The 12,596-nt window shown below is 56.0% G+C and carries 6 protein-coding genes; 4 read left to right on the top strand and 2 right to left on the bottom strand.

Annotated elements, in window-relative coordinates; genetic code table 11:
- The gene (locus tag FHS89_RS10870) at positions 1-1,389 is read left to right on the top strand and encodes an EH signature domain-containing protein (protein WP_184011532.1); all 1,389 of its coding nucleotides are present in this window, start codon (positions 1-3) and stop codon (positions 1,387-1,389) included.
- Positions 1,382-4,315, top strand: a complete 2,934-nt coding sequence (locus FHS89_RS10875; protein WP_184011534.1) for a DEAD/DEAH box helicase — start codon at positions 1,382-1,384, stop codon at positions 4,313-4,315. Before FHS89_RS10870 ends, FHS89_RS10875 begins: the two co-directional genes overlap by 8 nt.
- A 459-nt stretch (positions 4,316-4,774) precedes the next feature.
- Here the strand turns inward: FHS89_RS10875 and FHS89_RS16295 are convergent, their stop codons facing one another.
- Both FHS89_RS16295 and FHS89_RS10880 read right to left on the bottom strand, forming a co-directional pair.
- Positions 4,775-5,647, bottom strand: coding sequence for a hypothetical protein (locus tag FHS89_RS16295; protein ID WP_246413791.1), 873 nt, complete (start codon positions 5,645-5,647; stop codon positions 4,775-4,777).
- The gene (locus tag FHS89_RS10880; RefSeq protein WP_246413794.1) at positions 5,593-7,260 is read right to left on the bottom strand and encodes a phospholipase D family protein; all 1,668 of its coding nucleotides are present in this window, start codon (positions 7,258-7,260) and stop codon (positions 5,593-5,595) included. The genes FHS89_RS16295 and FHS89_RS10880 overlap by 55 nt, the downstream gene beginning before the upstream one ends.
- A gap of 1,889 nt (positions 7,261-9,149) precedes the next feature.
- On the opposite strand from FHS89_RS10880, the gene urtA reads away from it, so the two are divergent.
- Together urtA and urtB are read left to right on the top strand one after the other, a co-directional pair.
- Positions 9,150-10,430 (top strand): urea ABC transporter substrate-binding protein, encoded by a 1,281-nt coding sequence (urtA, locus tag FHS89_RS10885; protein WP_184011536.1) that lies wholly within the window; start codon positions 9,150-9,152, stop codon positions 10,428-10,430.
- A 57-nt stretch (positions 10,431-10,487) separates the two neighbouring features.
- Positions 10,488-12,437, top strand: a complete 1,950-nt coding sequence (gene urtB / locus FHS89_RS10890) for an urea ABC transporter permease subunit UrtB (RefSeq protein ID WP_184011538.1) — start codon at positions 10,488-10,490, stop codon at positions 12,435-12,437.
- Positions 12,438-12,596 lie beyond the last annotated feature (159 nt).

Below are 12,596 nucleotides of genomic sequence, written 5' to 3' on the forward strand. Positions count from 1 at the left end.
ATGGCCCCAGAGTTTAAGGCTGCCATCGCGCGCGTTGAGGATGCGTCAACTGCGAAGCAACGGCCGCCGGAGGTGCCCGCAGTGACACGCGCAGCCGAGCGAGTTGTCTTGGGGGCAGGCTCAGAGGGTTTTCGGGAAGATCGCGACTATGATGTGATCGCCCACGAAATCCGGGCGGAGGTCTCGCGTGGGGCTCCTCTTTCGCGAAAGATGTTAGCGGACGCGGTTTGGTGCCTTTGGGCGACAAAGCCTGCGCTTGCTGAAACACCGTCGGTTCTGACGCGTTTGATTGATACGTTTGCTGATGTAGGTCGTTCTAGATTATTCCGCAGCCTCGCCGCATCATATCTTCAAAACTTCCGACAGGATTTGCCCGGCCTTTTTGAGATAAGCGCTTTGCTTCAAAAGACGGCGCCGATTGCGCGCGAGCCCTATCGGGGACTTAGCGCAGAGCTTGATCTGTTTATTCCGCAACGTGGACCAGAAAACATTGCTACTCAGGCGATCGAGATGGGGACTTCGATACCGGAGTATTTTCGTAAGAAGGGAGTCGGCACACAAACGGCCTTCGGTGAATACTCTTCGCATGCTACTGAATTGGCGTTACAGCGGCTCGAAAGTGGTCGCCCCCTTGACGCTTTTGAGCACTTGAGGAGCGTCAAAAGACTTGCGCTCCATGCGGACGGGTCTCTCTTATTCGGCGGTCTCAGATCGGGGTTCGCAAATGCCCTTTTACTCCCATACGAGAGCCAGGATCCGGGCAAGTCTGAACGCGATCAGTACCTTGAACTCCTGCTCGAGGTTATTGGAGATCCGCGGTCGCATAGTGCAAGGTGGACTCCTATGCCGAGAGCCCGAGATGTGGCCCTGCGATGGTTTACAGAACAATCTTTGCGGCAGTTCCTCGACATCGTTGACAAGGTCGCCGATCGAAGGATGTGGCGCTACAGGCGAGCGTTTTGGGAGGCTGTTCACGCAAAGGGTCTAATCGATAGTGCCTGGGTGGTCTTCGACGGCTCCGGCGCGCGCGAAGCCCGAAGTCGCTTTGGCAAAAATACTAAGTTCGGGCAGTTTTCGCTGGGCGTCCAATCGGGGCAAGCCGCCTTGATCCTTCAGATTGGACCAAGCGTGGTGGCTGAATGGAGCCACAACGGCCGCTGCCACATCTGGAACGATGGATCCGAAGGACCGGCGCCTTACAAGTCACGATATAAACCCGCCGAGCTTCGAGCCACCTCCTCGGGTAACGCTGACTGCCCACGATTGTTTTCGCAGTCCCACGTCTCACCAGACACCTATTCTTGGCAAAGGAAGGTTGCGAGCAAACTTCAACGAATAACCGGCATTTCAATTTCCCAATCTGAGTACAAGATATCCCGATATGACTGACCGCTTCAAAACCGAAATCACTCAGTATGGTGCTAAAGTGAGTCTCTGGCGATCAAAGCTGATCGGAAGCCGAGCGATTGAGGTTCGCGACTGGAACTCCACCGAGAGTTCACTGCGACCTGGCCTTGCACGGATTCTACGGCTCATGCACGAAGGCCGTGCCTCAGTTTCGAATGATGGTTTGGCTGTTCTAATTCCCAATGATCAGGCGGTTTCGCTTGATGCGAGTTTTTCGGACTTGCTAGGGTTTCCTCCCGTTGCGACAGCCTCTTGTCACCTCGATGCGCACGGCCGTATCGATCAACCTGAGACAAGGATCGCTGAAAAGTGGCGCGACAGCGACTTCAATATTGTTCGGCCAAAGAGGCAAGGTGCCTTTGTACGTTATGGTGGTCAGGATTGGCGCCTGACACCGCAGGTCTACGATCTCTTGAACGCTGTCGCGGGGTTCAACGCCAGCGAAGGCCAAGACGCGCTGATCAGGATAAGGGCGTGGGGGCCCGTTCAGGCGGCACTCAGGGTTGTGACTGGTGAGACGATCGAGGCTGATCAGTACCTCTCTGGGCTCACAATCTATCAGGCTGGAAGCTTTGCGCTAGATATCGAGCAGACAGTGGACGGACCAAACTTCCTGCCAGTTTTGATGGCACGAGAAAAGCGTCAGAAGGACCTCGACGAGACAAATGCGCCAGAAGACGGGGAACTCGTAGACGAAACAGATGATCTGCGCGATGAAAACACCGATGCTCTTTTGCCGCAGGAGCTTCAGGACGACTTTGCGCGTCGACGCTTCGTCGCGGATCGAAGCGTCTCGTCGGCCTACGTCGTCGGCCGAAGCCAGTTCATTGTATTGGAGTCATCTCTTCAAGCAGCGCTCAAGGTAGTTCAGGAGAAACGCGGAGCGCCGGAAACGGAGCGGCGAAGATTTATAAAAAACCCCCGAGTTTATCTTGCAACGGCCCTGAATGATGATCCGTCAGCGGCTAATATCTTTGTCGAAACCAAACAGTACTCAGATCGTGTGACGGGTCTGAAGCTCTGGGATCCAGCCGATCTGCCTTGGCTCGCGAAGTTCAAGACCGCCTGGCTACCCGAGGGTGTGCCAATAGTGTTGGAGGGTGAGGAAATCCTCCTCACGGAGCCTCCAGAAAGTCTGGCAGAACGCGTACTTCAGGCAAAATCCTTTGGTCAGGAAACGGTCAATGTTGACGGTCGAGAGATCAATGTTTCCGCTCTAGAACAGGCTCTTGAGGCTTTCACGCTACGCCCTCCAAAAGGTAAAACCGCGGACGGAGAAAAGCCGGATGTTTCCCAGCTTTCAAGAGATGTGCTCGATATCGAGGACAATATTGAAGAGGCGGCTTTCGTTGTGGCGATGTCACCTCGAAAGTCTAAGGTCGGTTACGATCTAGGGCTGGACTCCCGCGTTCTGTCATCCCCTAAGACTCATCAGGTCGACGGTATTCAGTGGCTTTGGGACGCTTGGACGTCCGGCTGGCCAGGCGTTCTCTTGGCCGACGACATGGGTCTTGGTAAGACTTATCAAACGTTGGTCTTTTTGGCGTGGCGACGTGCTGAAATCGCAGCAAGGAGCAAGTCTAAGTCGCCGATCCTTGTCGTTGCGCCCACGGCACTTTTGAAAACATGGATTGCTGAGGCCGAGTTACACCTAGCACCAGACGTTCTTGGAGAGCGTGTTGAGGCCTTTGGCAGCGGCTTGCAGGGCTTGAAGGCGCCGAAGGGGCCCGGATGGTCCCCTGAGAATGCGTTGGACGTTGCAAGCCTGCGGCAAGCAGGCTGGATTTTGACCACCTATGAGACGCTGGCCACTTATCACCGAGCATTCGCACGTGTTGGGTATGACGTCGCCGTCTTTGACGAGATGCAGCGGGTAAAGTCGCCCACGACGCTCAATACACACGCCGCCAAGGCCATAAGTGCTGATTTTGTGCTCGGCCTAACAGGAACTCCAGTCGAAAACCGATTGGAGGACCTTTGGTGTATTATGGACCGTATCGCGCCAGGCCTTCTGGGCGATTTAAGACGCTTCAGCAAAGATTACTCTGACGCTGAAGAGAAGAAGCTGACCCAACTCAAGGTTAAGCTGGAAGATTCCAGCGCAGCGCCACCCGTAATGAAACGCCGGATGAAAGAAGATATTCTTGATGGTCTTCCTGCACAAGAAATCCGAACCTACCAAGCTGCAATGCCTGACATTCAAGCGAATGCCTACGCCCATACTGTAAGCGCTGTGGACTCTCTTGGGGCCAATCGGGCAACAATGCTCGAGGCAATCCACCGATTTCGAGGAATTTCCATGCATCCTAAGCTCGATGCAGACATTCCCTTTGGTGATCCCGCTGCCTTCGAAAATTGGGCCAATCAATCCGCTCGTGTCAGGCTCGCTTTGGAGATTCTCGATAACATACGAGAAAAACGAGAAAAGGCTCTGCTCTTTGTGGAGTACAAAGCAGTGCAGCGGACGATTGCAGCCGGTCTAACTGCCAAGTATCAACTTTCTTCAGAGCCAATGATCATTAACGGAGATGTGCCTGGTCACAGGCGTCAGCCCATAGTGGCGGAGTTCCAAGAACTTCCACCGGGCTTCAATGTGATGATCTTGTCACCGCGTGCCGCGGGCGTGGGTCTAACCATCACGGCTGCGAACCATGTAATTCATCTCTCACGTTGGTGGAACCCGGCCGTCGAGGATCAGTGCAACGACCGTGTCTACCGAATTGGTCAAGACAAGCCAGTTACCGTTCACGTGCCGCTCGCCCTACATCCCTCGTATCAAGAGACATCTTTCGATTTAAAACTGGATCAGCTTCTCCAAAGAAAGCGGACGCTGTCGCACAATCTGCTGGCGCCCCCTGAAAGCCGAAGCGACGTCATTGAGCTATTTTCCGGTGTGGTTTCCAAGTAGAATGAGGCATGATGCCTGGTAAATTAATGATAATGACGAGGGTCTACTTTTTTAAAAGTTCTCAAAAAAGCAATCAATAAATCAAAATTCACTATCATTTATCGAGAACAATTTTCTAAAAGCGCAGATGCATTCCAATTCCAATTTTTTACCTCCAAGATAATTTATGCGGTCCACTACCCCAAAAATAGGGATAAGCGTTTGAAGAGCTAGGAGACTGTAGACTTTCATGTTGAGCTGGCAAGAATGCCTTGCGATCTCGCTTCTGCTCTAGTTCTTTCCTCCATACTTAAACAATCCATGACTAGCTTCCAAAGGGCACGCTGACGGTCATGCTGTATTGCAGCTACATCCTGAGTTGCGACTGTCAGCGTATGCGCGGAAATTGCGTCCTGCCTCCATTTGGGAATCGCCCTTTTCGAGCCATTTCTTGAAATCGTTTTTAATCACGTCTCTCTGTTATTTTATTCGAAATACCACAGCAATCCTGTCCAGAATTTGTGTATTTGCATTTTGTGATGCCTTTTCTGCCGCCGCCAGCAAATGTTCCATTCGGGAACGCACTTTTGTGAGCATCTTCGGTCGCTGCTGCTCAAAGAAACCATAGATCGAATTGATCCCCAGATAATCTGGGATATCTCTTTCCTTTTCGCTGCGTTGACTGACGTCTTTCTTGGCTTCAATCCAAAAGGGGTCGAGTTCCTGGGCCCAGGCCTCCGCAAGCTTTTCAAGCGACGGCAGCGTCAAATGCCCGAACCTGTTGTAGCCTTGGTTCTTTGAAGGTCCTGACTCGAGGAACCTATCCAAAGACTCCAAGAGTGAAACAATGCGCTCGGGACGAATATCCCAGTGTGCCAAACCTTCCAAAGTCGGCTGGAGGCCCTCGATTGCAGAACTTAATTCGGCTTCTGTAAGTCTTTTCTGATGTTTTCCGGCCTTAGCGGTCTCGCCATAGGCCTCGCGCAGCAGCCGCGTCACTTCCGGCTGATCGCGAATGATTTCTTGTCGATCGCCTGTCTCGCGGACGGCCAACAGTCGTGGTGGTAAATAGGATGCTTCGACGAGCGATGGTGACCGCCCACCAAGCGCAATGATGGTCATCGGTGACCTACCTGCGAGAAGACACAGATCAGCACCCCAAAGGCTCACGGGCTTGATGCGCTCAATGGACCTCAGGCGAGCTTCTGGCAGCTTGCGCCGCATGTCTTCAACCAGATCGTAGAGGTTGTTCCGGCGAAGCGGCCGCGGTTTCTTGTGCTGCTCCAGGATCAAGTCTGTCAGATCGCCGGCAGAGAATTCCAGATACTCGTCGGCGAGATCGGAAGCACCCACACCCGAAAGTAGAGCGATGGACTCGATGCGATCACGGCCTTTCTTGTCGGAAGACAGCACAAGCCCGGGCAAATCGAAGGTGGTGTAGGTGATCTTGGAATGCGGGCTGCCTCAGACTGGAACAGGTCCTTCATGCCAGACAACTGACGATCCTCGAAGTTCTGCTTAAGTGCGCGGAGTGCGTTCAACTCTAGAGCTCTCTCGCGTCCCCGCTTGAGGTTGTCGTTAATTCTGGAGGTGATTTCGGGGGGTACATAGATCGACGCACGTCGTTCATGGAAGGCGAGCAATCCGTCCAAGCCCTGGTTCCCCATCAGGGTCGCTGACAGGCAAGACGTCCAGATTGCAGGGCTTTGTTCGAAGACGAGGGAGCGTCTCGACGGGGCGAGATAGCGGGAGTTTAATCGATGACTCTCGTCCACGATCATGGAGGCGGAAGATCGGACGCCTCGGTTGATCTCCTCAAGTTCCTCGGCCTCTTCGCCTTTACTGCGTGAAAGATGGCTGTGCTTGATGAGATTGAGGTTTGCTGGCTTGCTCTTATCCCAATTGCGAAAGACGCTCGCCGGAATGATGCCGAGCGCGCCATTGCGTGTTTGATCCGGACGCTCATCTCCATGCCGAAGAACGATGCTCGAGTGCATTGTCGGCAATACCGTCGCTAAGTGCTTGCCGATGTCGGTCTTACCTGCGCCTGTCGGTGCTTCTACAAATGCAAATCCGTGTTCGTATGCTGTTCCGGCGGCCTCGTAGACGAGATCTTGCTGGAATAACAGCGGCGGACGCCCCGCGGCGCCATCACCGTCGACACACCACGGCGAAAAGGATGTCATTTCGTGAACCGTTCGGGCGAGGGCTTCTTCGGCGCTCACGGGCCTAAGGAGTGCTCTCAGGATCGCAAGAGCCTGTTCGGTCCAGTCGGTGCCAAGCGTCCAGAAATCTTCAGCGGCCTGTCGTCGCATTGAGGCAAGGTCAGGAAACGCTTGAAGTTCGTCGGCGTACTCAAGATTGCGTCTAAGTCCGCCGACCGAGAAGTTGGAGCTACCTGCGAGCGCGCCTGTGTCACTGATGAAGAGCTTCGCGTGAAGCATAGCGTGTGTGCGACCGAACCGTTTTCGAGCTAAGTCACTATCAAAGACACGAAGCGAGATAGCTCCGGATTCGATCGCATCGTAAGCGAGGACAGCGCGCAACTCATCGGAGGAACGAAGCGAAAGTCCGCGCGTTTCGAGAAAATAGTCACGGGCCTCCTCCGATAGTTCACGCCCGTCACCGTCCATGTGGCTTTGATTATCGGTATTCGTTCCAAATATGATCCTGATCGTTTCAGGGGGCTCGCTTACAATGCTGGGCCGAACGCGAAGAATGATGGACATCGCGGACAGAAAGTCCTGGTATCCGGTTACAACGAGAGCGTGCGATCCATTAAGGGTGCGCTCAACGAGCTTTTGGACCGATAGCTCGCCGTTTGTCGCCCAAACAAATTCATGCTCGGTGGTACTCCCGGACGAGGGCGATGGCTCAACATCGGCGGCAACAGCCTCTTGCCCGTGTTCCTTGCGATCACGCAACAAAAACCTTGATATGAAACTGTCTGCTCGCTCGCGCGTCATTCCGGTCACCTCAAGAGCAGTCTACAGGTTCAGATGATTCCTCCAAACCATTGAATTCGGGGCAATTCCTATGAGGCCGCTAAGCCTGAAGAACCAAAGCGTTTTTCGGTGAGGTCAATCGCTCCGGCTCAGGTGCGAGGCAATTCTAGCATGTTTTGCCAAGTGGATATTTTTAACTTGGAGGGCCCCGCGCGGGATCGATACCATCCCCACCGCCGCACTTGATCCGCCCCACCGTGCGGTGTCTCCCGCAGTCCCCGCGCTTCAAAGGGTCCCGGTTTCCTATGCAGTTGAGCCGAAATTGACCGACAGAAGTTGCTTATTATCCTGCGAGGATTTGACGTTCACGCTTAAGGCTCGCGCTCATCGCTCTTATGGTACGCAGCACTTGAGCGCTTTCAGGATCACTCGGTGTTCTTGAATGGTAGCGAGGCAGCTGATGCGCTTGCTATAAGTGTAGGCTTCGTCATCCCTCGAAACCGGACAAGGCGCATCCTTCTCGCCAACGTCGCTGTGGATCGCGAGGCGCCAATGGCCGTCGAGCAGCGCGCATTTTTTGAAATCGGAACGGTCCCGGACGACGACCAGAGGCTCGACCAGCCCGACTTCTTTGATGGAGGCAACGACTTAGCGATAATTCACTGTCTCCTCGGTTTCTTTGCGAGCGGCATAGAGCGGGCAGATCTGTTCGAGTGGCAGTCGAATGAAGTCTTTTTAAAACGCCATGCTGATCGATTTAATGCGTCTGGATCGCGTCATCTGATGTCTCCCGTTCGATCGGTCAGGTGGATGCGAGGAAGGGTCAGGTCTAGGCTTGGTAATCGGTAGTAATTAGGTGGACGCTGGTTCGGCTGATCCATGCGCACAGCGATGATGTTGTCAGGCTTGAGGCTCATGTCAGAGCGGATGTTCTAGCGAAGAGACGCCGCATTGGTTACGCTACATCGGACGACGTCGATCTCTTCGTCAGGGCTTGAGACAAAGTCGGCGCGATCCGTCTTAATACTTTTGTGTTCGCCGCGCTCGATTAGGCGACATTGGTCCATAAAGACCTTTTGCGAGAGCGCGCGGCTGTACTTTTTCGCCATGGCGCGCTTGACGCCTTTGACGATCTTGGAGAGCGGGGTGCCATCGCTCTCGAACTGCTCAGCGCAGTAGATGACGGAGATACCGGCGCGATTGCAGATGTATGCGTAATAGGCGCTCGCGTCGGACTGGTTGTCGGTCGAGTGGCGCGCCGAGGCGACGCTCCCTGTGAAGCTGTTACACTCTGGTCATGTCTGTCCCTCCAGATTAAGTGCTGAGCCCTTCATCTGTTGCTTTCGCTAAGTGGCTAGGATGGCCTGTGATTCATGGGGTCTAAGCCCGGATGCGGAGGTTGGGAAAAGTGTTTCCAAAGATGGGCAAGTCTTTTCCAGATGACGAAGAGCGGAAGGTCGATCGATTAAAATTCCAAATCCCTCTCAGCAATCTGAGCGTTTCTTGCGGCATCCTTTGCCTTCAACGAAGGTCTGGCGATGCCATGGATTTGCCGCGCGGGTAATGGGCGGCTGTCACAGCTGGGAATCACTACATCGCTCACTTTTCCCTCGATACGCCCCGACTTGATGCTGCTAATCTGGGCAGGCTGTCTAGTGGTGCATATAAATTGTGCATCGCAGCAAAAACACGGCTCTGCGCTGCGCAATTTGCTTTGAGACTGGGCAGATCATCGGCCAGCCTTGCGGTGTCTTGAAACAGACATCAAACGCCGCGCGAGGGTCAATCCTGGCAGACCACCCCCCGCGCGACTGCAACATTCCTGCTGCAAGAGCAGTCTAGCATTGTGTGTAACCCTTGGAAACGCATGGCGGGCGGTCTTTTCGCAGCGATACGAGAGGATTTCCCCCATGACACGTTCCACCCTTTTTGGCGCTGCATCCGCGATCAGCCTGCTGGCCGCCGCCCCGGCCTTGGCCTGTGACGCCCCGATCAAGGTCGGTGTGCTGCACTCCCTGTCCGGCACCATGGCCATTTCTGAGACGACGCTCAAAGACACGATGGAAATGCTGATTGATCAGCAAAACGCGGCAGGCGGCCTTCTGGGTTGTCAGATTGAGGCCGTGGTCGTTGATCCCGCATCCGATTGGCCGCTCTTTGCCGAGAAAGCCCGCGAATTGCTGACCGTGTCGGAGGTGGATGTGATCTTCGGCTCCTGGACCTCCGTGAGCCGCAAATCGGCGCTTCCCGTGCTCGAAGAACTCAATGGCCTGATGTTCTATCCGGTGCAGTATGAGGGCGAGGAATCGTCCAAAAACGTGTTCTACACGGGTGCCGCCCCCAACCAGCAGGCGATCCCGGCGACCGACTATTTCCTTGAGGAATTGGGTGTCGAGAAATTCGCGCTTCTGGGCACCGACTATGTGTACCCGCGCACCACGAACAACATTCTCGAAAGCTACCTGATCTCCAAGGGGATCGCGGAGGAAGACATCTTCGTCAACTACACCCCGTTTGGGCATTCCGACTGGGCAACCATCGTGGCCGATGTTGTGGCCTTGGGTGAAGATGGCAAGCAGGTCGGCGTGATCTCCACCATCAATGGTGACGCGAATATCGGCTTCTATAAGGAACTCGCTGCGGCAGGTATTTCCGCCGATGATATTCCGGTCGTGGCCTTTTCGGTGGGTGAAGAAGAACTCTCTGGCCTCGATACCTCCAACCTTGTCGGCCACCTTGCGGCATGGAACTACTTCCAATCCGCGGAGAGCGAGTTGAACGAGGAATGGGTCGCCGCGTGGAAAGCGCGCATGGGTGAGGATCGCGTGACGAACGACCCGATGGAGGCGCATTTCATCGGCTTCAACATGTGGGTGAACGCCGTGACCGAGGCAGGCACCACCGATGTGGATGCGGTGCGCGCGGCAATGTACGGGCAGGAATTCCCGAACCTCACCGGCGGGACGGCCGTTATGCTGCCGAACCATCACCTCGCAAAACCGGTGTTGATCGGTGAAATCACCGCTGATGGTCAATTCGACATCATCTCGCAAACCAGCGAAGTGCCCGGCGATGCGTGGACGGATTATCTGCCCGACAGCGCCGTGCTGGTATCCGATTGGCAGGAGCTTGGCTGCGGGATGTATAACACCGTGACCGAGACCTGCGTGCAGATCAAATCCAACTACTGATCGCCAACCGGGCCGCGCGGTTCACCGCGCGGCCCACCTCAATTTGAGAGTGCCCCCATGATCCGCATTCTGCTCGTGCTGCTGGCCTCTTGGCTGACTGTGTTGTCCCCTGTTCAGGCGCAAGAGGCCAGTTTGCAGGACGTCCTGCAAACCCATCAGGAAGAGATTGCCAGCCCGTCCCGCCGCAGCGTCGGGGAAGTGCTGGAGGCGCTGGTCGCGACCGCGCATCCCGATCTGCCCCGGTTTCTGGAGCGTTGGCAGGCGCGGGAGGTTTGGGTGCGGGATGCGGACGGCTTGTTCTTCTTCGTGGAGGAGGGGGCAGATGCGATCACGCTCATCGACATTACAAGCCTTGAAGTGGTTGGCACCGCCGCTAAGGCCGAGATGACCGAACTGCGCCCCAATGGCGGTGTGCGCCGGGTTATCGGCTCCGCCCTTGTGCAATTCCAACTCTCCGATCCCGATATTGAGCGGCGCATCGCGGCGGTGGATGCGATTGCGCGCGCCATGTCCGCCGATCAATTGCCCGCCCTGTTGAGTGCCATCGACAATGAGCCGGACGCGGCGCTCAAAACCCGCAAAAGCCGCCTTGCAGGTATGCTCGCCGCCAGTTTCGCGGAGACAGAGGAGGCGCGGATCGCGGCGATAGCGGGTCTCGGCTCTGACCTGTCCGTGGACGTACGCGCGGTCCTGAACCAGATCCTATCCACGACAGAGGGCGTCGCCGCCGAAATGCCGGATGACGCCAATATCGCGCGCGTCCAGATGCCCGGCACCGATATCACCTATACCGACGCGTATGACCGTTTGGTCGCCGCAAATCTTGCCCCGGCACGGATTTCCAACGCGGATATCCTTGCAGCCCTGACCGAACATGTGGCGGGCGGCATGGTTGGTGGCATTCCGACTGCACAACTCAACACGCTAGAGACACGTCGGATCGCCTATACCGCCCTCGCCGCCGACGGCCTTGTCCCCCCGCTCGTGACGGACGCAGAGCGCACCGCGATGGTCGATGCCCACAGCTTTTTTCTCGCCTATGATGAGGACAGCAGCGCGATCACGGATGCGGCACGCGCGTCCCTTGATACGATTGAGCAAAAAGTTGCGCTGAGCCAAGCCGCCGATCTGACGCTTGATGCCTTGTCTCTCGCGTCGATCTATTTCCTTGCGGCCATTGGTCTGGCCATCACGTTCGGTGTGATGGGGGTCATCAACATGGCCCATGGCGAATTCATCATGATGGGCGCTTATACCGGCTATGTCGTGCAATTGTTCGTGCCCGACTACACGCTTTCGATCCTGATCGCGCTTCCCTTGGCCTTTGCCATCACCTTCGGGGCAGGGGTCGCGATGGAGCGGACGGTGATCCGCTGGCTCTATCATCGGCCGTTGGAAACCCTGTTGGCCACGTTCGGGATTTCCATTGCGTTGCAACAGCTTGCCAAGAATATCTTTGGCACGCAGGCGCGGCCCCTCACATCGCCCGAATGGCTCGACGGCGCGCTGGTGTTCAATGACGTGATCGCGATCAGCTATATCCGTATCGCGATTTTCGTGCTGGCGCTGGTGTTTCTTGCGCTGATCCTCTTTGTCCTCAAGCGCACCCGGCTGGGGCTGGAAGTGCGCGCGGTGACGCAAAACCCCGGCATGGCCGCGTCCATGGGGATCAACCCCGACCGGATCAACATGCTGACCTTCGGGCTCGGCTCCGGCATCGCGGGGATCGCGGGTGTGGCCATCGGGCTTTATGCCAAGGTCACGTCGGAAATGGGATCGGATTACATCGTGCAAAGCTTCATGACCGTGGTTGTGGGCGGGGTCGGGAATGTCTGGGGCACGCTCGCGGGCGCGTCGATGATCGGCTTTCTGCAAAAGGGGATCGAGTGGATGAACCCGTCCAATACTCTGGCCGCGCAGACCTTCATGATCCTGTTCATCATCCTGTTCATCCAATTCCGGCCCAAGGGCATTGTTGCGCTCAAGGGCCGCGCGGCGGGGGATTGATGGGATGATATGTGTTCTACCGTTCCTCCCGTTCGCCGGGGGCGCAGACCCCGGATCGCGCCCGACCCGCCCCCCCGGGGCGGGCGCCATGCGCCACCCCGCGGGCCGGTCGCGATCCTCTTCTTTCAGCCCGGAGCGTGAGCCAATCGCGCGAGACCC

Source organism: Rubricella aquisinus, from assembly GCF_014199445.1.
Taxonomy (GTDB): Bacteria; Pseudomonadota; Alphaproteobacteria; order Rhodobacterales; family Rhodobacteraceae; genus Rubricella; species Rubricella aquisinus.

Coding starts and splice junctions, on each gene's coding strand:
- FHS89_RS10870 (WP_184011532.1), top strand. CDS start 1: ATGGCCCCAGAGTTTAAGGCTGCCATCGCGCGCGTTGAGGATGCGTCA.
- FHS89_RS10875 (WP_184011534.1), top strand. CDS start 1,382: ATGACTGACCGCTTCAAAACCGAAATCACTCAGTATGGTGCTAAAGTG.
- FHS89_RS10880 (WP_246413794.1), bottom strand. CDS start 7,260: ATGACGCGCGAGCGAGCAGACAGTTTCATATCAAGGTTTTTGTTGCGT.
- urtA (WP_184011536.1), top strand. CDS start 9,150: ATGACACGTTCCACCCTTTTTGGCGCTGCATCCGCGATCAGCCTGCTG.
- urtB (WP_184011538.1), top strand. CDS start 10,488: ATGATCCGCATTCTGCTCGTGCTGCTGGCCTCTTGGCTGACTGTGTTG.